Genomic DNA, 24,639 nt, shown 5'->3' on the forward strand with positions numbered 1-24,639 from the left:
TTGCGTTAATCTGCGTTTCATCAGATCGGATTACTTTGTGTGAGTTTGTAGTGAGTTTAGTTCATTTCTTGTCTCAGATATAAATTGAATTTTACTATACTTACTCCGATTCGCATTCAACTGTTGGATTGTTATCCTTTTTTTCTTGAACTTTTAATCTGAATTGATTGGGAGATATATTAAATTGTTCTTTAAAAAGACGACAAAAATAGTTTGGGGTACTGAAACCTACTGTATTTGATATTTCTTTGATAGACAATTCTCTATTCTGTTTGAGTAGTATCATGGCTTGTTTCAGTTTGTGCTTGATCATAAAATCTCTGGGTGACATACCTGTCAGAGACTTGAATTTGGTATAGAACGAGGTACGCCCCATGTACATATTTTGGGCCAGTTGATCAATGTTAAACTCCGGATTAGATATATTTTCGTCAATGATTACTGTTACTTTGTCTAGAAATTCCTTGTCCAGTTTATTGGTTGCTAATAAGGAAAGGTCAATTTCTGTTTTCTGGGCAAATTGGTTGTACAGAATTTTACGTGAACGGATGATGTTATTGCATCTGGCTAACAGAATTTGTGGTCTAAAAGGTTTGCATATATAATCGTCTGCTCCATACAATAATCCTTTCAAATGTTGTTCTGGCATATTTAATGCAGTGAGCAATATGATAGGGATGTGGCAGAATTCGATATTGTTTTTTATTATATTACACAATTCTGTACCCGTCATGACAGGCATCATAATGTCGCTTACTATCAGATTAGGGCTAACTTTGCGGATTATGTCCAGTCCTTCTTGACCGTTGATAGCCGTTTTAACAGTATAGAGTGGGGTGAAGATATTTACCAGAACCTCTAAAAGTTCCGTATTGTCCTCGATTAGGACAATAATAGGTTTTTCTTGTTTTATCAATAATTCCATTTCAGTGTCATTTTTTTCATTTGGAGGCAGAGGTATATCCGGTAGTAGGGGAAGAGTATTGTCCTGCTCTTTTGTGAAACGGACGTGAGGATGGTTGGTTAAATGTTCTTTACCCAACTGTAGGCTGAGCGTAAAAATAGAACCTTGTTTGGGTTGGCTTTTAACATGTATATTTCCTTTGTGTTTTTCCACTATACTTTTTACTAACGCCAAACCTATGCCTGCTCGGAAGAACTGTTTCTGGTCTTGTATTTCATTGTCTGCTTGATAAAAACGTTCAAAGATGTGAGGTAGATCTTTTTCTTCTATGCCTACCCCATTGTCAGTTATAGATATGTGCAGTTGGTTTGTGGCTCTGTCGGATGTTAAGGTTATACTGACAGTACCGTTTTCGGGAGTATATTTAAATGCATTAGAAAGTAAGTTGTAGATTACTTTTTTTATTTGCTTTCCATCAAACCATACCTCAAGCTCTTCTTTACATGGAATCATCTTGATTTGTATATTACGTTGAGAGGCGAGTTCTTGAAAACTGTTGCAAATATCTGCAATATACTGGTTAATGGGATACGGAGACACATGTAACATATAATGCCCTTGTTCGTATTTTCTGAATTCAATGAGTTCGGTAATTAGGTCGTTGAGTAGCCTGCATTGGTGTATTACCTTACCGAATCTATTACGGGTGACCTGTGTCAGTTCGTTTTCTTGTTGTATTATTTCTAACTGTCCGATAATTAGTGTGAGGGGAGTCCTAAATTCATGACTTACACTTGTAAAGAATTTGAACTTAGCCTCATTAAGTTCTTTGATGTGTTGCTTTTCCATCTGTTCTTTCCTAATAGTGTTTTTCAGCTTTTTACGTGCATACAACGTACGATAGGTAAGTCCGGTACAGGATAGGAGTATGGTTGTCCACAATGTCCAACCCCACCAACTGGTATACCAAGGAGAACGTACGGTGATTTTTAGACGTGCCGTAGGAAACGTTTGATATAGGTTAGCTCTCTGTACTTCAAGCGTATATTTTCCTGGGGGTAAATTTGTATAGGAGACGGATTTTTGATTTGTGTGATACCAGGTCTTGTCGATACCTATTAAACGGTATTTATACAAATTTTGACTTTCATTGACCGGAGCTGTGGAAGAAAACTGGATTTCAATCTTATTTTGGTCGTGATTTAACCAAATTGCTTGAGTAAAAGGCAACTCGTTGGATAAAATTCCGGTTGGATCGTTGGGAGTGATTAGGTTATTGTGAACATAAAGCTCAGTAAAATATAACTGGTCGTTTATAGAGAGATTTTCTTTTTTTTCTTTCATAATAACAAGTCCGTTAGTTCCACCGATATAGATTTGCCCTTCTCGATCAACTTTCAGTCCACAATCTGAAGTGAAGGCATCTAATGGAAGAGACGGACTTCCAACGGAAAGCACCTGCTGTATAACTCCTTTTTCACTCATAAATGCGATTCCATTATCACCTGTGACAATTAGATTGTGCTCTGATGTTTCAGCTATCCGGTAACAATATTGGTTAAGTAGTGAAGAAGGGGTTTGAGGAAAGGGTTCAAAAAGTTGAGTCTTTCGGTTCAGTTTCATTACGCCGTACTGTGATGTAGTGATGTAAATCTCTTTTTGAGATGATTCAAAGATTTGTCTGATTGTACAGGCAAATCCTTGTTTACGCAGATTATATACGGAAAGTTGTTTTCTCGTTTTTATGTCAAATTTACAAAGCTGTTCGTTGACTGCAACCCACAGGCAAGTATCTGTATCCAGAAGAACGTGTGAGGACTTGTTTGTTTTATAAAATAATTGAGCTTCTTTTCTTTTTAAAGAATAGATGTAAATACCTTTAGCAGCGGAGAGGAAAAGGTTATCTCCATTTTGGATTATGGTGTTAATGATATTGAGGTCGGAAGTTTTATCTTGTCCGATTTCTGCCTTAAACGTATTTGTGAATGGATTATATGTGTATAATCCTTTGCCATAAGTCCCGATGTATAGCAATTTTGACTTTGGATCATGCAGAGCTGATTTTAGATTTGGGTGAGGCTGAAAGAAAGGAGGTTCAGTAGAGTTAAAGCGGGTGATTGCTTCTTTCTTTGGATTAAGCATGTTGAGTCCACCGCCTTCTGTACATATCCATATATTTCCTTGGCTATCTTCTGCCATACAGCCGACTACAGGGTGGGAGAGTGTATTGGGGTGATCTGATGTATTGTAATAGTTGAATGAATTTTGATTGATAGATGCATAGTTAACGCCACCGAAGTAGGAACCTATCCATAGAATGCCACTCTTGTCAACGAACACCGTATGAATTGAAGAGTCTGTAATACTTCCAGATTTATTCTCTCTCGTATAGGAGGTGAATTTGTCATTTTGTAAATTATATCGATAGAGTCCAGTGAATGTTCCAAACCAGATGTTTCCATATTTATCTTCAGTGATTTTCCGGATTTTATTGTCATGTAATCCTTTGGATAATGAGTTAGAGGTGTTGTATGTTAATATAGTACCGTCTGGTTGTATACGGAATAATCCGTCATTGGAACTTCCTACCCAAATATCACCATTACTTGAAAGAAACATGCTTGTCATGCTTATTTTATTAATAATCTGATTAAAGTGTTTGTCGTCATCTGTGTAGAAGATTCCACCATAGTAGGAAAACCACTTTCGGCCTTTCTTGTCAATTACAAGAGCGCGAGTATTAGCAGTTGGGAGCTTTTCTATTTGAGGAACCAGTTCTTCTTTATCTTCATTCCACCGATATAGTGTATGGTCAATAACTACCCATATGGCACCTTGCTGGCTGTATAGGGGTAAATTTCCTTTGTTTTGGATTGATTGGAAAGTCCTTTTACGTATGTTGTATTTAACGAGTGCTTCGGACGTTTGGAAAAATACATCACCATTCGTGCTACATACAATATTGCTTACAATACTTCCTTCGAATGAAGATATATCGTTTGTATTAAAACTTGGTTTGTAGGATGTAATAGTATTACCATCGTAGACGCTGATACCTTCTGCTGTACCAAACCATATTCTACCTAATGAATCTTGAGTAATGGCAAATACAGATGGATGTGCCAACCCGTCTTTGGTATTCAATTTGTTGAAATGTATAGCTTGTATTTGTAAAGGAATAAATAAAATCAAGAAAATTGTAAGGAGACATGTTTTCATAATTTCTTTGAGCGTGTTTAGTTTTCCGAGTCTTTTATGAAACGTGTTGCAAGTTTATGAAGAAAATATAGAATATGCAAGAGAGGATAACAAATATAATTCGCATAAAATTTTATATATGGCTTATTATAACTAGTTAATGTATGTTTTCTTCACTTTTGTTGAAAGTGTTTTTTTAATGAAATAAAACAAGAAAGATATTAGATTTCATATTCTATTTCTTTTTGCTTTTGAACAATAATATAATTACTCTGTATGCAGAGTACATAGAAGTTGTCTTTTTTTTCTGTTATTTGCATCGTTATTCATTGGTAAAAGTATATATTGAATGAAGATTCGTAAATACTGTAGATATATAATCAGTTTTAATTTTGCCCCAATTAGGAATCATAATTAGAAAAATGAGTGGTATTACCTTGCTAATATATTGATTTTTTTAATGAGGTTGAGGATAGAATTGATGATATGATTTACTGAATGATAGTATTTTTGATAAATGAAAAACAATATTCAACTGCTGATTTACATTATTTATTCTTAATTAAATAGAACTTTGTAGTAATATATCTTTATAAAAATACAGAAATGAAAAATAAAGGATTTTTGATTTTGTTTTTATTACTTAGTTTGATAAGCTATGGACAAAGAGCAGAAAGGCAAAGTGCTATTGATAATTGCCGCCGTTACTATAATGAAGGCTTGAGAGTAAACAATAGTGGGAAGAGAGAAGCTATAAAGAAACTTCGTTCAGATTTTGCGGCACGACCTTATCGTTATCACCAACTGGGAAAATCTCTTACAGCCGAACAGTGTCTGGATATGATTGATATAGAGGGAGTTTTCGTGGACTTGAAGAAAAAAGAACAAGAATATCTGCAGAAAAGCGAAATCCAAAGGCATCTAAGGGAAACACAAAATATTGTTGCTGATGTGGTAAGTATAGCTCTGGCTCGTCTTTGGATAGTAGGGGATGCTTATCGTAGAGGAGAATTGTCTGTCGAAAAGTCTACTTCGGATAAAGTGTGGAAATCAATTATTCATTATACTAGTCTGGAATCAGGGCGTCCAAATGAATCAACCCGTTTTCTGGACTCTTGTTTTGGAACTCCTACTATGGCTACTAATATTTATTTTTGTTATCTTAGTGAAATGGACAAGGCGGAAGCCGGAGGAGCTGGACGGTTGGTGACCGAAGCTTGTGAAATGTTGAAAACGGTAGGTCTGCAGGCTTGGACACAACCTTATAGGAATGATGAAACAGACAAGAATGTGGTTTCGGTGGAGCGCTTCCGTAATCATGTCTGGTGGGTTGGAGGTAATGGATTAGGATACCGTGCACTCTTGCCGGTAGCAGCGATGTTCAGTTCTATACCGATGGTTGATGTTGTGGCTGAGGCTTGTTTAGGTGCTATCAGCGTTACTTCACAAAATACTTATTACGAAGCTTTTTGGAGGGAAGGGTTTACTGCTGACGGTGCAGGCTGGGGGCATGGTAACCAGTGCCTTATTTGGGGGTATCCCATTCATGGAACAGCCAGTGCATTAGGCATTTTGAATACTTTGAGAGGAACTCCGTGGGAAAAAAAAATGAAGCCAGAAAATACGGCCGCACTTATGAATTTTTTCCGGGGAGGAAACTGGTATTATTATAAAGGACATCGTTTGCCTTGTTTGGATCGATATTCGGCGGTCTATAATCCGGAAAGAACGTCTATACCTTATTCCGGACTGTTGAATAATGTCATAACCTATTGGAAAGATTCATTTTCTCTTGAAGAACAGCAGGAGCTATTGCAATTGAAGCAGGAAGTGGATCGGAATGATATCAGGATGGAAAATTATTGTTCCGGCATGTACCAGGGAACAAGATGGTTCTTTAATAATGACGATTTGATAAAGAAAACACCGGATTATCATATTATGGTTAATATGGCTTCTGTTCGTTGTGACGGTTTGGAGAGTGCTCCTTCTTTTGCCGACTGTTATAATTTTTATACGACAGACGGATTGACGCTGTTTCAACGTTCTGGTGATGAATATTTCAGAATTATGGGCGGTTGGGATGTGACAGCTTACCCTGGAGTAACAGCTCGTGAAGGAATGGAAAAATTGAATCCTACTGAAAACTGGCGGGGATACTGCAGCAAACATAATTTCGCAGTTGGAGCTACAGATGGTGGAGATTATGCAGTGGGTGGATATATTTTTGAGAAGATGAATGCATCGGATAAAGATGGGGTGAATGATCGGGGAAACAGGGAAATCCAAAATGCTATATTGTACGACTTCAAAGCTTATAAAGGATATTTTATGTTTGGAGACTATTTTGTAGCTCTTGGAGCGGGAGTTACTAACGATAAACCGGAATTGGAAGGAAATATACGGACCACCATTGATCAAACTAATCATTCGTCAGATATATATATACTTGAGAAGGGAGGAAGAAAGAGGCAACTAGGTAAAGGAGCTAATTCATTGAAAGGAGATATGTGGGTTGTACAGAAGGGGCAGTTCGCTTACCGTATTTTACCCGAGTTTACGCGTAAGGCATTTGCCACTAGTGAAAGTATAAAGGCCAGATGGGGGCAGATGAATAATAATAATGAGAAAAAGAAAGGGCTTCCGAAACAGATAAATATATTGCACATGTGGGCTGATCATGGACGGACTCCGGTTAATGATACTTATGGATATGTTGTCTATGCCGGTGGAGGGCAGCCAAAAGACGAACTCCCTTTCCGGATATTGCGTAACGATACATTGGTACAGGCGGCATGTTCTATAGATGGGAAAATTATAGAAAGTGTTTTTTATCCAGGACATCGGGGATTGGAAGTTGGTAATATATCTTTGACTGCTTCTGAGCCTTGTGCAGTACTGATAAAGGAAGAATCGGAGAACTTTATTATTACGGTGACTGATGCTTGTATGAATACTTCTCTGAATGAAATTACTTTGTATTTTAATGGGCGTGTCATTAACGTTCCTGTCCCTCAGGGCGAACTTGGAGGGAAACCTTCAACTATAATATGTAATAAATAGAGTATAGATATGAAAAAAATGTTCTATTGGGATTATTATTCTGTTTCAATCTTACTTTACTCCTTTATAAAAAAATAAAAAAAGCGAAAATTACGTGGACTTTGGGGTAGAAATAGTAAGTTTGTCTACTGAAAAATAACCTTTTTAAGTATCACAAAATTATGAATAAGTCAACCGAACAAACTCTTTGGGGATTATTGGAAAATATAACAGAAAACCTTAAAGGCAAACGATTGGCTGATGTTTTTCGTTTTATTTCTTTTTACCCGTCTGAAACTTATGGACCGCACAAACATTTGCGTATTGAGATTAATTATGTTAAAAAAGGAAATTGTATCCTTCATTTGGACGATGAAAGTGTCACTTTTCGTGAAGGGGAGATTATGATTATTACTTCCGGTATAAGTCATCTGTTTGAAGCCGGTTCTGAAGGAACAACATTGATGCAACTTGAATTTTTGCCGGAAGTTTTTTCTCATTTTAATTTTAAGGCGGAAGGTGAGACTGCTACCTTTATGTCTGTGACTCTTTTTTCTGAAGAAAACAGATTAATTAAGATTGTGAATAATGTGCGTATTATGCGTGTGGTACAACGTATTGTAAATGAATTGGAACTTAAGAGCCAATATTATCAATATCTGGTTGTGATGTACTATGCAGAGTTGCTTATTTTAATATATCGTTATATGGACGAGAGTTATTTACCTATCTGTACAAATGATTCATTAAAAAAGGCAATAGCCTATATTCGTCTCAATTATCAGTCGGAGATTACAATGAATGATGTTGCGGAATATGCTGGTATTAGTGAGCGTTATCTCCGGAGATTGTTTTCTCAATATCTCAATTTGTCACCTTTGGATTACCTCAATCAAATGCGTATCAATAGAGCTATCGAACTGTTGAGAAATACAGAAATGTCTGTGAAGGAGATCTGTTATTTGTGCGGATTTCGGTCACCGCAGTACTTTTCGCGTATCTTTAAACAGCAGATGGGCATTTCTCCTCGTGAAGTAACAAAGTAGGATGTCCGTTTTGTACATTTATTCCTTATATCCGACCCTTTCTGCATACGTTCCATTCAGATGAATCTTTCTTTCTTTTTTTACTATACGCTATCTTTGCTTTTATTTTAAGTGACTGAAATAAATTCTTAAAGTAATAGTAAAATGAAAGAATGGAAAGATGATAAAACTTTGGTTATCTTACTTGATGAAAAGTTTTCCTTAATATTATATGAGTATATTATTTTTGTAAATAAAATTATTAAAGAATGAGAAAGTATTTCTATCTGGTTTACATAACATTGTTTATGTTGTATTCACGAGGACAGGCACAGGAAATATCTGTTCCTCGTTTGTCGCCTTTACCTGACAATATTGAAAAGCAACAAATTTCTTTAAATGGGACATGGTTGTTTCATACTTCACCGGAAGATGAATTCTGGAGAAAAAAAACAATATCTGGATGGGAGACTATTGAAGTTCCTGGTGAATGGGTGATGCAAGGTTTTGATGTAGAAAAAGGGAAGGCGGCAGGATATCATCGGACTTTTATAATTCCTGAAGCGTGGAAAGATAAACGAATTAAACTGCGTTGCAATGGGATTTACAGTGATAGCCGTATTTATATTAATGGTAAAGAGGCTGGAAGTCATTTGGGAGGATTCACGGCATTTGAATTAGATGTAACTGCATTGGTTTATTGTGGAAAAGAGAATCGGATAGCTGTGTCCGTAGCTTCGGAAAGTTTGGCAGATGCTACATCTAATGCATCTCGTTATGCGGTTCATCCTTTAGGAGGTATCATCAGAGATTTGTATTTGTTTGCTTTACCAGAGGTCAATTTATCAATGTTTCATACTTCTACGTCATTTGATACACTTTATACTAATGCTACTTTGACAGCCGAGGTTGCTATAGCTAACGAATCAAAATCAGAAGCAAAAAATCTTTCTTTACATTTTACATTAACGGATGCTGAAGGAAATGAGGTCCCTTTGAAATCAGCGGTGTATTCACTTCGTAATTTACGAGCTGGGCTGATCGATAAGCAAATTATAAATTTTGATATATCTCATCCTGTTAAATGGGATTCTGAACACCCTTATCTCTACACATTGACATGTCGGTTGAAAGAAAATCGGGATATATTATATACTACTATTCGTCGTATAGGGTTTCGGCAAATAGAAATTCGTGGGAACCAGATGTTTATCAATAATATGCCGGTGAAACTACGGGGAGTTTGTCGGCATGAAGTGATGCCGCTTCGAGGGCGTTCAGTGAACGGAGGTATCTGGAAAAAAGATGTGGAATTGTTCCGCCGTGCTAATGTAAATTATATTCGAACTTCTCATTATCCTCCCGATGAAGCTTTGTTGGAAGCATGTGATGAATTGGGAATGTTTGTTGAGGTAGAAGCGCCATTTTGTTGGGCGCATGAAACAAAAGTACCTGAGGAAAAACATGAAGTTGTTTTGGTAAACCAGCATGTTGAGATGGTGAATCTGAATCGAAGTCATCCTTCTGTTATTATGTGGTCAATGGGGAATGAATCGAAATTGTTTGCCGAATATTTTCAACGTGCTTCTGATGTGATCAGGCAGATTGATCCGACGCGTCCACGTATATTTAGTCAATGGAAGCCGGATGCTGATGGAGGGATGCTGGAAGTGACCAACCATCACTATCCGGGACCGGATGGTCCGGATTTGTATCGTAATGATAAACGTCCTGTTGTGTTTGATGAATTTTGTCATTTAAATGCGTATAATCGTTTGGAGTTGGCTGCTGATCCGGGATTACGCAATATGTGGGGAGTTTTACTGGATGAGATGTGGAATCGTATGTATCATAGTCAAGGAGTATTGGGGGGAGCTGTTTGGGCTGGTATTGATGATACCTTTTTCTTACCAGGAGAGAGAGCTGTTGGTTACGGTACATGGGGGCCTGTCGATGGTTGGCGTCGTGAGAAACCTGAATATTGGGGGATGAAAAAGGCTTTTAGTCCGGTTAAAATTATTCAAGAGAGTAATATGTCTTCAGATGGAAAAGTACGTTTTCGTGTTGAGAACAGACATAATTTTAGTAGTTTGTCTGAATGCAAATTGGAGTGGAAGGTAGGAAAGGAAAAAGGGAAGGTGATTACAGACATTCCTCCTCGTTCTGTTGGCACAATTGAGATACAGTTACCGGAATCTTTGCGGTGTACCGAAATATTGGAGTTGTCAGTGGTTGGTACCCGTGGTTTTGTAATTGATCAATACTGTTTTCGTATTTTGCCAGAGAAAATCGATCCTGTAAGAAAGCCGATCGGAGGAAAATTGATTTGTGAAGAAAGAGAAGAGACTATTGACATTCAAACAGGTCGTTGTTTGTTTTCTGTGAACCGTCGTGATGGAATGTTATCGGTTTGGTCTGATGGAAAGGAAGTTTTATGTCAGGCGCCAACATTAATGTTACTTCCATTGAATGGAGAGGGAGAAGGTATACAAATGACAGGAAAGAATCAGAAATTTACTCCTTTCAATCCTGTTTGTGAAAACTGGATAGCACAATCTATATCTTATGCTTCTTCAGACAAGGAGATTAAGGTAAGAATTACGGGGACTTATAAGGAAGCTCAAGGAACATTGGAATATCAGATTTGTGCTGATGGAGAAGTGGCGATTGTCTATGATTTTACAGCACTTCAGGAACTTCATCCCCGGCAGGTTGGTTTGGTATTTACATTGCCTGTCTCCTTTACGGAGTTAAGCTGGAAACGGAAAGGTTATTGGAGTGTTTATCCCAAAGACCATATAGGTGCATTAGAAGGGAGTGTAAAGGCTTTCGATTCTAGTTTACCAATATCCGGATTGGCTGGCCCTTCCAAATTACCTTCTGTTCCTTGGTCGTTTGATCAGACGGCAGCCGGATCAAATTTATTTCGATCTACAAAAGAAAATATCTATGAAGCTGCTCTGAGAAGTGTGGATGGAGGAGTTCTTGGTATTATATCAGACGGAACACAGCATGTTCGTACATGGGTTGGTCAAGATTTTGTTCATCTGTTAGTGGCTGATTATAATAATGCCGGCAGAGAAAATTTCTTGATGTCGCATGCGGAGAAAGGATATAAAACGCTTCATAAAGGTGATAAGGTACAAGGAATAATAAATTTGGTTTTCTAAAAATGCGGAGAAGGACCCGAGAAGAACATCTCTCTATACTTTTACCGGATTTTAGAATCAATAATAAAAAGAGGGTGTCCTGTGTGGACACTCTCTTTTTTTACGGAGAGGTATTCTTTTTAGAAACATACCATCTCGTGGGGGAATTTATAGAGTAATTAAGGTAGAAAAATGTTTTTCAAGATAGAAAAAAAAGTCAATAGTTCCCGGATGGCATCCAGTTGGAGATTACTTACCTATCTTTGTTTTGGTTACAAAAGTACAATATCATCTGTGGTACAAATGCTTGAATTGTATCTATTATGTACAAATAAGTCCTTTTATGAGAAAAATGAGTATGCGTACGAATTTGTACATTTGTTGGACAGAAATAGGTGTTGGTTATGTTTGTCTGTTGTATCTTTGGAAATAAATTTATTATTAACGAAAACTAATTTGTTATGAAAAGAAATCTATTACTAGTATTTTGTTTAGCGTTTGTTTTGAGTATAAATGCGAAGGTTGTATATGTAGCTTCTACCGGTAATGCTGGCAATGACGGTAGCTCATGGGATAAAGCTGTGGATAATTTGACTACGGCTATGACAAAGGTTGTTGCAGGAGATGAGATTTGGATGGCTAAAGGTACCTATGTAATTAATGAAACATTGGTTTTGGCTGATTATGTAGATATATATGGAGGTTTTGCTGGTACAGAAACGGCTATAAACCAACGTGTACTTGAAGATGCCTCAAAACCTTGGTCATTTGTTAATGAAACGGTTTTGACTGGAAATGGTGGTGATTATCGTTTGACGGATGTAAATAAAGGATTTGATAGAACTGAAACGACTTACATTGATGGTTTGACGGTAAGCGGTCATGGTACGACTAATGATAAGATCTGTTACTTTAATAATAACTTTGTTATCCAAAATTGTCGTTATATTAATAATAAAATAGGTGGAAAGGCTCTTTATGTAGAAGAGAACTCGATTGTACGTGATTGTTATTTTGCTGGAAACTCGGCTTTTAATGAAAGCAAGCAAACGGGTGCTAGTGTATTGCAAGGACGTGAGTGTGGAAAGGCTTCGGCTGTAGCTAATACGATCCTCAATTGTGTATTCGAAAAGAATAGTATTCAGTGCCTTAGTATTTATAATACAGCAACTGCTGCTGGTGATACTTATGCAGCACAGACTACAAAGGTAGCCGGATGTGTGTTCCGTGATAATACTTATTCTTGTTTGAGTGTCAATTCTCAATGGCCTGCAAGTACGGAAGGTACTTACACCGCTGATAGAAAAGTAGTTGTTTCCGATAATCTGTTTGAAAATAATGTGTCTGAAGTGAATGTTATTTCTTGTCAGGCATATACAAGTGCTGATTTTGTAAGAAATGTTATCCGTAATAACTCGGTAACATGTGATGCGGCTACCGGTTCTAACTGGAAAACTGCTATTGTGTCTTTGAACAATAATTTCCGTATGGTAAACTGTTTACTTGTGAATAACTCTTCTACTGCTTTGTTAATGTATCAAGGTATGTCAACATGGGTTGGAAACTCGACTTTTGCCAATAATGTAGGTTCTATCTATATAGCTGAGGGAAGCTATGCTGAGTTGGGAAATAGCATTGTGTTGGGCAATACGGCTACTCATCAAGGTAAGGATATTTTCTGTGTAGATGCGGCAGATTATGTAAATTATGTGGAATTTACGGCTGTGGATGGAGATAATGATGATGTGAGCGGAGATTGCATTACGACTACGGCTGCTGAAACATTTAAGAAACCGACTTCTTTTGTAGGCGTAGCTGCCGATGACGCGCAACGTGCAGAGCTTGCAACTGCCGACTTCAGTTTGCAAGCTGGTTCTGTTTGTATCGGTGCTGGACAACATGACTTTGAGGCAATGGCTGTATTGCCGGATTGGATTGAAGCTAATTTGCAGACAGATTTGGCAGGTAATGATTTTGTGAAAGAAGCCGGTAAGGTGAATATGGGGGCTTATCAAGGTGATCTGGGTACCGGATTCGGTAGAATTGACGCTGAGACTTCTTGTCAAGTATGGGTTTATGGTAATACACTAACTGTAAATGTCGCTGCTGAAAGCGCTGATTTGACCGTTTATACAGTTGCCGGTACTGTTGTGGCTAACGCTGTTTTGCAGGAAGGCAATAATGAAATTGCTTTGCAGAATGGTTTGTATGTCGTACAGATTGTTACTGCATCGGGTGTGGAAACAGCCAAGGTATTGATTAACGAGTGATATTGAGTAAAGAGATAATAGAGAAAGGAATCAGTGGTGTTAATTTGTGTTTCCTTTCTCTGTCTTTAATTTAATTTTATATTTAATATATGAAAAATTTCAAATTTTCTTGTTTGTTTTTCGTAGGATTACTCTGTTTTGCTCTTTCGAGCTGGGCACAATCCTCGATAACAGTAAAAGGTAGGGTAGTGGATACTGCCGGTGAGAGTGTTATCGGAGCGTCAGTACTGGTTACGGGTACTACCATTGGTACTATAACAGACTTGGACGGTAATTTCCTTTTATCTAATGTAGATCCGAAGGCTTCTTTAGAAGTGTCGTACATTGGTTATAAAACGTTGCAGGTAAAAGTGAACGGGCAAACTTCACTTACGGTTACTTTAAAAGAGGATACACAAGCACTGGAAGAAGTTGTCGTGGTGGGTTATGGTGTGCAACGTAAATCCGATTTGACCGGTGCGGTAACCTCTATCAAGACCGATGATTTATTGAAGAGTATGCCGGTGTCGGATATTTCTCATGCATTGGAGGGACGTATCGCTGGTATGAGTGTCGTATCGGGAAGTGGAGCGCCGGGTTCGGGAGCTACTATGCGTATTCGTGGTATGAACTCCCTTAAGGCCGATGGTGGTCCGGTAGTGGTTATCGATGGTATGATCGGTGGTAGTTTAGCATCTTTGAATGCATCGGATATTGCCAGCATTGAGGTGTTGAAAGATGCTTCCGCGACAGCTATTTATGGTGCTTCGGCTGCCAACGGTGTGATTTTGGTTACGACTAGAAATCCGGAGGCTGGTAAAGTTCGGGTGGAATATAGCGGATATGTCAATTTTAAGACCCCTTATGATTTGCCAGACATGTTGTCTCCCGGAGAATTTGCTGACCTTGCTAATGACTATGGGAAAGAATTTTATGCAGAACCCAGACAGTTTTATACTCCGGAAGAAGTGGCCGGTTTCTATAATGGCGGAGGTTTTGATTATATGAAGCATATTTTTCGTGACGTGGCCATAGAGCATAATCATGCACTCTCTGTTTCCGGTGGTAGTGAAAAAACCAAGTTCTTGTTCTCTACCCGTTTTAATTATAACGATGGTATTGCTAACAAAACGGATGCTCAGAATTTTAACTATCGTTTGAAAGTGGATTCGGAAATTCGTTCGTGGTTGAAAGCCGGATTCAATTTTTGGGGTAATTATTCCAAGAGTAATGGCGGACGTTTCTCCCAATATCGGGGGGTATTGGCAGAAGGAATGACGATGGCGAATACTATTCTGCCGACTGATGAAGAAGGAAACTATAATAATTTTGATATCACCGGTCAAGCGCGTTACAACCCTATGGGTATGGTTAATGAGGTCATTTCCGATGGATATAGCTATACATCCCGTTTGCAAGGTTATGTAGATGTGAAATTGTGGGATGGATTGTCTTTCCGTATGAATCAGAGTGTTATTTTCGGAAGTAAATGGAGTGGAAGTACCAATAATGAAAAATCATATGCTGTATGGGCTGGTGATGGTCTGACGTCTGCTTCTACTAACTTTCAACCCACTTACAGTTGGAATAATCAGAATATTCTTACCTACATAAAAGAATTCAATAAGAATCATCGTATCAATGCCACATTGGTGTTTGAGCAGAGCCATAGCAATAATATGCAACAGAAGGTCAATGTGAGTGATTTGTACTCTGTTAATATCGGTCATAATAATACAGGCTTTTCAAAAAAAATTATCAGTGTACCGGGGGAACGTAAAAAAATTTCATCTATGGCTGCTTTGGCTCGTGTGAACTATGTATTTATGGATCGGTACATGCTTACAGCTTCCTGGCGTTATGATGGATCGTCTGTATTGGCTTTCGGTAACAAATGGGAACAATTCCCGTCACTGGCATTGGCATGGAACGTTAAACAGGAAAATTTTCTGCAGAATGTAGACTTTTTAAGCCAGTTGAAGTTGCGTGTAGGATACGGACAGGTTGGTAACAGTGGGGTAGCCGCATATTCTGAATACACAGAAATTAATCCTAACTTTATGCCCGATGGAAGCGTTTCCTTTGTCGTGTCTCGTTTAGGCCAGCCTGATTTGAAATGGGAACGTACCGAACAGTGGAATGTGGGACTTGATATGGGCTTTTTTAACAATCGTCTGACAGCCACACTGGATTTGTATCGTAAAAACACCCATGAAATGTTATTAGACGTAAATGCACCGCTCTATACAAATTTTTCCAGTCGTTTGAAAAATGCAAGTTCGATGTTGAACAAAGGATATGAAATCACTATCGGTGCTGATCCGGTAGTTGGGGATGACTTCAGATGGAATACTACTCTAACACTTTCTCAGAACCAAGCTATCGTAGAAGAGTTGGCTAGCCAGAATGATTATATTACTTTGTCGGGATATGAAGCTGGGCACTATCGTTATTATGAAGGTCGTAGGGTAGGTGTTCTTTATGGATATGTATGCGAAGGAGTATGGACTACCGAAGAAGCAGCCAAAGCACCTACTACCATGAACGCAAAACCGGGTACTTATCGTTTTAAAGATTTGACTGGCGATGATGCCATTACGGAAGCAGATAAGACCGTGATAGGAAATGGACAACCGCGTTTCCAATGGGGATGGAACAATTCGTTCAGATACAAAGATTTTGATTTGAGTTTCTTAATTTCGGGTGTACACGGTTTTGATATTTATAACAAGACCCGTGAGATACGTTTGATGGATAATGGCGGTAATCTTATGATTAGCCCGAATCCGGAATTATTGAATCGATGGACTCCGGAAAATGATGTGAATACAGGTATACCGGGTTTTGTACCTCAGACTAATGGTTTGACTCCATCCAGTGAATTTATAGAAAAAGGAAGTTATGTGAAAATTAAAAACATCACATTAGGTTATACTTTACCTAAGAATCTCACTCAAAAAATGTGTATTAGTAACTTGAGGGTTTATGTCTCCCTGCAGAATCCATTCTTAATCAGCAGTTACTCGGGATTGGACCCGGAGGTTGCTTTGAAGAGTCCGCTGACACCGGGTATCGATTATGGATATTATCCTAATGGGCGTAATTATTTATTGGGTTTGAATTTAGCGTTCTAACAGAAAAGGAGATTTGTAATTATGAAAAAAAATATAGTGATCACATTAGCTCTGTGCAGTGTGTTGGGTACATCGTGTGTGGAGTTGGTTCAAGAGCCTTTAAGTTTTATGTCACCCGAGAATATTGAAACGAATGAAAAGAACAGTTTGGGTATGCTCGATGGTTTGTATAGAGAGTTGTGGGGAGGTAATTATGAGTATAATTGCCGTACTGTTATTATGGGATTGGGTGCAGATGATATAGGTACGGGTAATCTGACCAAACGCCATACTAATTTTGACCAAATGGACATTACTGTCGGTAATCAGGACGGTGATTCCCAAACAATGTGGAGTAATATGTATGGATTGGCTCAAACAGCCAACTTGTGGAAAGAAACTTTTGAAGGTAGTAGTACTCTAAATGAGACGACTAAGGTTCAGTATATAGCTGAATGTCGTTTTATGCGGGCATTTGCTTATTTCAATCTGGTGCGTTGGTTTGGTGATGTACCTTGTTTTATTGATTCTAAGTGTACAACCGACCTGAACGGTTCTACTACGATTACGCGTAACAAGACGGAAGAGATTTATACGAAGATAATTATTCCTGATTTGGAATATGCAGGTACTAATCTACCTGCTTATTCTCGTGCCGACAATAATTCACGGGTAGGTGCTTGGGCTGCCAAGGCTTGTTTGGCTGATGTATATATGACCATGGCTGGTTGGCCGTTAAAACAGACCGGTAAATATGCTGATGCTGCCAGAATTTGTGAGGATATCATCCAGAACAGTGGATATGACTTGATGGAAAATTATGGGGATTTGTGGACGGAAGGTAATAAAAGTGACCGTACAGAGCATATGTTTGCTTTGAACCATTCCAAGGAACAATTGGCCAGCAATTATGGAAAGTCATACTTCATTCAGGAAGAAAGCGGCTGGGCTGATTATACAGCCGACCCGGTATTCTATGAAAATCATCCGGATGATGCACGTAAGGATTTCAATTTTGTTACTACTTTCAGAATTAATAATCGGAATGTACCTTATACGCGTACTATCATGAAGGCTCCGGCTATTAATAAATATCGTGATTACGGTGGTGTGGCATCTGCTCAGAGTGCTGGTATTACACCGATTTATCGTTTTGCCGAAGTATTGCTGATGTATGCTGAAGCACAATGTAAATCTACCGGGACCCCAAATCAATTGGCTTATAAATGTTTGGATAGGGTACGTTATCGTGCAGCGAAAAACAAAGCTACTCATCATGCTTATACGGAGGATGATGGTTTTACTCCGGAACAGTTCTTGCAAAAAGTATTTGATGAATACGGATATGAATTCTTTGCTGAGTTCAAACGTTGGTTCTATCTGGTACGTAATGAGAAGGTATATGAAGTGAATCATGGTTATACTGATGCTTTCGGTGTAGAACGTCCGGCTAATGATCGGGTTAAAGAAGCAATGGATGCTGCCCGCATTACACCGGATAATCGTAAGCTTTATCATTTTGTTCTACCGGCACGTGAAACACAAGAATGTGGCTTTGAACAAAACGACCGCGCTTGGTAATTCATAAGGTAAAGGTTTGAACAGGGTAACTTAATGAAAGGAATGTGCAAAAGGAAGATCGTAAAACTAAATTTTGCACATTTCTATTTTATAACTTTAATAAATAATAAACATGAAAAAGACTTTTTTAGGTGTAGTGTTATGTGCCGCAGCCTTATGGGGGATGCAAGCTGTCTGGGCTTCTGTGCGGTCGGTAGATACTACCAGTGAAAATTTGATTTCAAAATCGGATTTCACAGAAATTTCTTCTTTAGGAGATTATAAACAGGAACCGTTGGTGTTTAATGAATGGTTGATGTACCATGATGCAAGTAAAGATAAGGATAATAATGATGTGAAGATTGAATTGGTGAATGATGAGACACGTGGCCAAGTACTTTCTTTCTATGGACGTCCTACATCTTATTACACTTCATTTGCAGCTCAGCGTATTGAAGGTAAAATGAAGAAAGGTATTTACCGATTGACTTTTTGGGCCAAATCTGATGATGGTGCCAAAATTAAAATTTTCTTTAATACTACTGATGCTGGTAATGCGGATCTGGGCCGATATATGGTAGCTAAAGAAGCACCGGCAGAAGAAACAACCAAAGCTTATTATGGTTTTTATGATCAGGCTTTGACACCAGAATGGAAACAGTATTCAGTGGAGTTCAATTTTACTCAAGTTGCCAAATCACTTTATAGCATTCCTTGGACAGATACAGAAGAATCGACTGCTGATGATTTGGTCAATGTTGTATTGAAATTGCAGGGAGGAACCTCTTTGAAGACTTATTTGCTAGATGACCTTACGTTGGAACTTATCAAAGATCTGTCTGATCCGGACGAGCCGGAACCATCCGATGAGAATCTGATTAAGATGTCGGGTTTCGATGATGCAGATTTTTCTCTTTCTCTTGAGACTGAACCTTATGTCCTCAATAAATGGGTAACGGGTAAAGATGAAGTGAAAGATGCAACGGTTTCTTTTGCTGTTGCAGAGGACGCCGATCGTGGAAAAGTGGCATCATATACAGGAAAGCCATATACATGGTATAGTACTTTCTTTGCTCAACGAATAGAAACACAAGCAAAGAAAGGTATCTATCGATTGAGCTTTTGGGGAAAATCTGCTGATGGAGGTCAGGTTAAAACTTTCTTTCGGTTGACTGATAATAGTAATAAAGGAGTAAATAGATTCTTTGTAAAAGAAACTGGTAAGCCATCAAGTCCGGATAGTAAATTTTATGGTAGCTATCAGACTCAGTCTTTGACTACTGAATGGAAACAATATTTTGTGGATTTTGATTTTACCAAAGTGACCACAAGTATGTATCAGTTTACTATGAACGATACAGAAGAAGTTACGGCTACTGATTTGACGAACTTTATACTCATGTTCCAAGGAAATAAAGTAGAAACGACTATTTTGATTGATGACGTGGAACTGACATTAATTAAAGATTTGTCTGATCCGGACGAACCAGACGAACCGGTAGGTGAAAATCTGGTGACAGATCCGGGCTTTGATGTGACTACTACCGAAGATGTTACTCCTACCGATAAGGTTTGGAAGACGGAGACCGGTATATGGTCGGCTTGCCGCGACGAATATGAAACGAATCAGAATATCAAAATTTCAATCAAGGATGACGCTACCCAAGGTAAAGTGCTTTCTTATGAAGGTAATGCGGCTTCATGGTATACTACTGTAGTGGCGCAGCGTATTGGTGGTACTTTGGATAAAGCTATTTATCGATTGTCTTTTAAGGCAAAAAGTGCAAATGCAGGTGTGGTAAGACTTTATACCCGTTGTACGGATGAAGCGAATGAAGAATTTATCAATCATTATTTTGTGAAGGCCAATGGGGCACCATCAGATCCGGATAAGGCATGGCGCGGTGTATATGAAAGATTTTCGGTGACTGAGACTTGGGCTACATATCAAGTAGAATATGATATGACACAGGTTTCTGATACACAGTATGATATGACCTTTAATAAGAATGTGTTTGCTGCTACTGAATCTGAACGTACCAATATGGCTATTTGTTTTTACAATGACAAAGCTGATTCTGAGATATTGATTGACGATGTACAGTTGATAAAGGTTAGTGATGTTGAAGATATTCCGGTTATTGTAAAATATGATTTTGAGGAGCAATCTGTTCCTACAGGATGGGAAGCTAAAGGTAGTGAATTAGCTCTTTCTACTGATCATTATACAAGTGGTGTACAATGTTTGGAATGGACTGTTAATGAAAACAATGCTACGATAGAATTCCCGCTCGGAAGTGATGGCATGAAATTGACTTCACGTAATGCGGCTTTCTTTAATATTTATGCTCCGGCAGTTACTGGTAATGTGATATATGTAGATTTTCTGAATGCCAAGGGTGAAAGTGTGAAAAAAGCCACTTTGTTACAGAATTTTAAGGGATGGCGTGAATTCAGTCGTGGATACAATGAGTATGAAAATACCGGTGATGAGACGGCAGTTCGTGTTCGTTTTACTTATAGTATAAAGGAAGGTAATGCTGCTGGTGCAAAGGTATATCTGGATAATATGAACTTGAACAGTACGGTAGATGGTAACAGGCAATATCCGGAAATGCTTGCCAAAGATATACAATTCTTAAATAAGGCCAACGCTTCTCTTTTGGGCAAATATGCTTACTGTGAAGAAGTAGAGACTGTTGAACCTACTTCGGAAGAATTGGAAGGGGTTGAAAAACTCCGTAATGCGACCAAACGTACTCCTACTGCAAATGCCGGATTAGTTCGTCAAATCAAGAAAGAAATTGATGATCTGCAAATGACTCGTAATGCTGATGGTACAGTAAAAGGTAAACAAATTGTAGCTCCCAAGGATGTGGATGCGACTTTCTTGACTGACTTGTCAAAGAAAGTAGAAGCATTGGCTGCTGCTTATATTGCCGGTAGTCCTGCATGGGTGATTGATGCTTTCCCGATGTGGATTGATTTGATCATTGATCAGGGTATTTTCTGTCATTTTCAGGGATTTACTTGGAGCAGATACGGAGATGTTCGCGATGTACCGGCCGGTTTCTTGGATGCCATGAATGCTTATACCGAGGATCAAAAGACAGAAATATGCAAGGCTATTCTTTGGATACTGGAAGCTAATCAGGCTTATGCACCATATGAGACGGTGGTTCCGGGACAGAGTTCAGACTATGTATACAATTGTATTAATAATATTATCACTTCTTTTGTACAAATTCCGAATGATGCTGTGGCAGTGAAAGGTGCGAAGGCTACCAAGGCCTTACTTGAGAATTTCTGTTCTTATATACCTGGTGGGCGTGATGTATTGAAACCTGACGGAACTGGATTCCACCACAGTACACACTATAACGGTTATATGTATGCTTATACTACTTGGGTAAATGCTTTGTATACGCTGAAGGGTACTTGTTATCAAGTGGACTTGGAATCATACGAGCATTTGAAGAAGGCTGTGGTTTCCATGTACTTCATGGCAACGAAAGGTTCTGATCATTTGTGTGCCAACAGTTTGGCAGGGCGCCATCCTTTATTGGGCGGTTTAGGTGTACCGACTGCACACGGTGTGTTAGATCAACTTATTGAAATAGGCGGTGAACTAAAGGGTACCGGTATCGATACGGAGTTGGCTTCTCAATACAATTATTTCACGATGACCGATAAATATGAAGGTGTACCTGCATTTAATGGTGAAGGCTTTTATCAGTTCAACTATAGTCCGATAGGTGTTTATCGCCAAGACAATTGGGTAGCTACCATGCGCTGTCCGACCACGAAGTTCTGGGGCGGTGAAATTTATGATAAGACCAACCGTTACGGACGTTATCAGTCACATGGTACTTTGGAGGTGATGTATGATGGCGAAAGAGGGCTGTCCGGTGTACCGACTAACGGTAAGAACGGTGGATGGGACTGGAATGTAGTTCCGGGTGCGACAACTGTTCATTATACTTCTTGGAAAGAAATGATGCCTAATAAAGATCTTTCTTCCCGTTTTGACCAGTATTCTCTAACTACCAATTTCGCCGGTGCTTTGCCGTGGAAAGACTGTGGTATGTTCGGTGCAGAATTTGATCAGGGTGATTCTTGGGGAAGTCAGCGGTTTGTACCTACTAACCTGAAGTTCAAAAAGTCTGTTTATGCATTCGACGGTTTATTGATCAGTTTAGGAAGTGATATCTCTGCCAACGGAGAATATGGAAATGATATGATTACAGCTACCAACTTGTTCCAGACACTGGATAGTCCAGTGCAGAAGCAGTTATTGGTTAATGGCGCTGAAATGCCCGCGGGTAGTGAACCGAAGTCATTGGCCTCTACGGAAAGCGTACGTATCATAAATCCGGTAGGAACCGGTTATATCCTTCCGAAAGGACATGATGAACTTGTTATCAAGCACGGTGAACAGAGTTCTCCGGAAGAAACTGGTGAGAACCTCGATAATCCTGCTGTAGTAACGGCTGCCAAAGCTTATATCAATCATGGAATTAAAACTGCTGATAGATCGTATGAATTTGTAGTGGTTCCGGCTGTTGATGATGCCGGCTTGGCTGCTATCGAAAGTAAAGTAAATAGCGGTGAACTGTATGAGGTGAAAGCAAAAAATGCCGATATGCATGTGCTGAACTACAAACCGAGAAACGTGATGGCTTATACGCTGTTCAAAGCCGCTGCCGATCTGAATTACGGTTATGTGAAAGCTGCCGGTTCCGAGATGTTGCTGATGGAACAGTATAAAGCTGACGAGAAGATTCTGTATCTTTCTGTATGTAACCCGAACTTGCGTCCGAAGAGTGATCCGGTTTGGGGATGGAGCGAGACGGAAACAGCTACAAGTTTAGTGGTAACCGGTGAGTGGAAATTGGCAGACGAGATGGAAGGTGCTACTGTGACCTTGCCGGGTGACGGTACGACCCGAATCGATTTCACCCTTGCCCAAGGTATGCCCTTGTATCTGAGACTTATCGACAAGAATGCGACTGGTGTGGAAATGGAAACATTAGATAACGGTTTGAAAGTATACACAGTCGGAAAAGACGTATACGTACTGAATGTAACAGGTACAATAAATCTGTACGATTTGACTGGAAGGATTGTCAAAACTCTTGAATCTGATGGTAATATCAAGTTTACGGTAGAGGAAGCCGGATGTTATATTTTGAGAGCTGCTAAGGAGACTGTCAAATTGATGGTTAAGTAAAACTTTTTAGTTATAGTTTATTAAAAAGAGGGGGCAAGAGCCCCCCTTCGCTTTTTAGCTAAGATCGGTTATTAGTGGTATATATTTCTTTTCGATTCTGTTTTCTGGAAACAGGTTATTTACTTTTTGTAATTGGCTAATTGAGAAATTTATTAGAATAAACTCTAAATAGAATCTAAAGTGCTAACAGGTCTTATAATTAAAATCATAAAAATGGAAAACTCAAGAAGAACTTTTTTAAAAAAAGGATTGACCGGAGCATTGACATTAGGTATTGCTTCTCTCCCCAAATCCTTAGTAGCACTATCTACGCAGGTTAATACACCCCGTGCTAAGCGCGTTGTTTTAATCTCCCTTGACGGTATTTGTGTAAATGGCTATTTGAAAGCAAGAACTCCTAATTTAGACGCATTAATGGGAGAAGGTGCACTCTCGCTTGATACACGTGTGGTTATGCCTTCGGTTACTCTGCCCAATTGGACCAGTCATTTGACAGGAAGTGGACCTGAACAACATGGCGTTGTGGACAACAACTGGGAGATAACCAATTTTACGTTGCCAGCTATCGAAACTGATAATGAAGGATATTATCCTTCATTATTTAAGGTCTTGAAGGATGCTATTCCTTCGATGAAAACGGCATTCTATTATAATTGGATCAATCTGTTTTATCCATATAACAAACAGTACTTAGACGAAGTAAGCTATCTCGAACAGGATGCCTATGTGCCTAACTATAATAAAGCATTATCTTTCCTGATAGCGAACCGGACAAATCCGACTTTGGTTTTTCTCTATTCTGTACATACTGATCATGCCGGACATAAATACAGATGGATGTCTCCGGAATATATACAATCCATTGAAGAAGCGGATGTCGAAATCGGTAAGTTCATTAATAAAATGAAAGAGGAGGGAATGTATAAGGATACCTATTTCATGTTCCTCACAGACCATGGTGGTATCAATAAAGGACATGGCGGAGTCAGTACAGACGAGATGATTGTTCCATGGGGAATTACTGGTCCCGGAATAAAGAAAGGATTCAAAATTACAGACGCCAATAATACCGTAAATACAGCGGCAATTATCCTGCATCTATTTAAAGTTAAACAACCTTTATCCTGGACAGGCGAGGTAATAGAATCAATATTTGAATAATTTTATAA

At 38.8% G+C, this 24,639-nt stretch carries 9 protein-coding genes; 8 read left to right on the plus strand and 1 reads right to left on the minus strand.

What is annotated here, in order from left to right; all coding sequences use genetic code 11:
* Positions 1–100: 100 nt before the first annotated feature.
* Positions 101–4,123, minus strand: a complete 4,023-nt coding sequence (locus HCG69_RS01030) for an ATP-binding protein (RefSeq protein WP_221648477.1) — start codon at positions 4,121–4,123, stop codon at positions 101–103.
* Positions 4,124–4,708: 585 nt separating this feature from the next.
* On the opposite strand from HCG69_RS01030, the gene HCG69_RS01035 reads away from it, so the two are divergent.
* The 8 genes from HCG69_RS01035 to HCG69_RS01070 all read left to right on the plus strand — a co-directional run bounded on the left by HCG69_RS01035 (position 4,709) and on the right by HCG69_RS01070 (position 24,631).
* Entirely contained in the window at positions 4,709–7,165 is a 2,457-nt protein-coding gene (locus tag HCG69_RS01035) for a polysaccharide lyase family 8 super-sandwich domain-containing protein (protein ID WP_221648478.1), read from the plus strand.
* Positions 7,166–7,326: 161 nt separating this feature from the next.
* Positions 7,327–8,190: a helix-turn-helix domain-containing protein gene (locus tag HCG69_RS01040; protein ID WP_221648479.1), complete on the plus strand. Its 864-nt coding sequence runs from the start codon at positions 7,327–7,329 to the stop codon at positions 8,188–8,190.
* 248 nt (positions 8,191–8,438) lie between these two features.
* On the plus strand, positions 8,439–11,339 hold the full coding sequence (locus tag HCG69_RS01045) for a glycoside hydrolase family 2 TIM barrel-domain containing protein (RefSeq protein WP_221648480.1): 2,901 nt from the start codon (positions 8,439–8,441) through the stop codon (positions 11,337–11,339).
* A 440-nt stretch (positions 11,340–11,779) separates the two neighbouring features.
* Positions 11,780–13,588, plus strand: coding sequence for a T9SS type A sorting domain-containing protein (locus tag HCG69_RS01050; protein ID WP_221648481.1), 1,809 nt, complete (start codon positions 11,780–11,782; stop codon positions 13,586–13,588).
* Between the two features lie 89 nt (positions 13,589–13,677).
* Positions 13,678–16,701, plus strand: a complete 3,024-nt coding sequence (locus HCG69_RS01055) for a TonB-dependent receptor (protein ID WP_221648482.1) — start codon at positions 13,678–13,680, stop codon at positions 16,699–16,701.
* A gap of 21 nt (positions 16,702–16,722) precedes the next feature.
* Positions 16,723–18,261 carry a RagB/SusD family nutrient uptake outer membrane protein gene (locus tag HCG69_RS01060; protein WP_221648483.1) on the plus strand — a complete coding sequence of 513 codons (1,539 nt, stop codon included), beginning with the start codon at positions 16,723–16,725 and terminating at the stop codon, positions 18,259–18,261.
* A 112-nt stretch (positions 18,262–18,373) separates the two neighbouring features.
* On the plus strand, positions 18,374–23,470 hold the full coding sequence (locus HCG69_RS01065; protein ID WP_221648484.1) for a DUF4627 domain-containing protein: 5,097 nt from the start codon (positions 18,374–18,376) through the stop codon (positions 23,468–23,470).
* A gap of 213 nt (positions 23,471–23,683) precedes the next feature.
* Positions 23,684–24,631 (plus strand): alkaline phosphatase family protein, encoded by a 948-nt coding sequence (locus HCG69_RS01070; protein WP_221648485.1) that lies wholly within the window; start codon positions 23,684–23,686, stop codon positions 24,629–24,631.
* Positions 24,632–24,639: the final 8 nt, after the last annotated feature.

Source organism: Bacteroides sp. K03, assembly GCF_019734355.1.
In the GTDB taxonomy this organism is placed as follows: Bacteria; Bacteroidota; Bacteroidia; order Bacteroidales; family Bacteroidaceae; genus Bacteroides; species Bacteroides nordii.

Excerpts from the sequence above, each read along its gene's own strand:
- HCG69_RS01030 (WP_221648477.1), bottom strand. The coding sequence starts at position 4,123 with ATGAAAACATGTCTCCTTACAATTTTCTTGATTTTATTTATTCCTTTA.
- HCG69_RS01035 (WP_221648478.1), top strand. The coding sequence starts at position 4,709 with ATGAAAAATAAAGGATTTTTGATTTTGTTTTTATTACTTAGTTTGATA.
- HCG69_RS01040 (WP_221648479.1), top strand. The coding sequence starts at position 7,327 with ATGAATAAGTCAACCGAACAAACTCTTTGGGGATTATTGGAAAATATA.
- HCG69_RS01045 (WP_221648480.1), top strand. The coding sequence starts at position 8,439 with ATGAGAAAGTATTTCTATCTGGTTTACATAACATTGTTTATGTTGTAT.
- HCG69_RS01050 (WP_221648481.1), top strand. The coding sequence starts at position 11,780 with ATGAAAAGAAATCTATTACTAGTATTTTGTTTAGCGTTTGTTTTGAGT.
- HCG69_RS01055 (WP_221648482.1), top strand. The coding sequence starts at position 13,678 with ATGAAAAATTTCAAATTTTCTTGTTTGTTTTTCGTAGGATTACTCTGT.
- HCG69_RS01060 (WP_221648483.1), top strand. The coding sequence starts at position 16,723 with ATGAAAAAAAATATAGTGATCACATTAGCTCTGTGCAGTGTGTTGGGT.
- HCG69_RS01065 (WP_221648484.1), top strand. The coding sequence starts at position 18,374 with ATGAAAAAGACTTTTTTAGGTGTAGTGTTATGTGCCGCAGCCTTATGG.
- HCG69_RS01070 (WP_221648485.1), top strand. The coding sequence starts at position 23,684 with ATGGAAAACTCAAGAAGAACTTTTTTAAAAAAAGGATTGACCGGAGCA.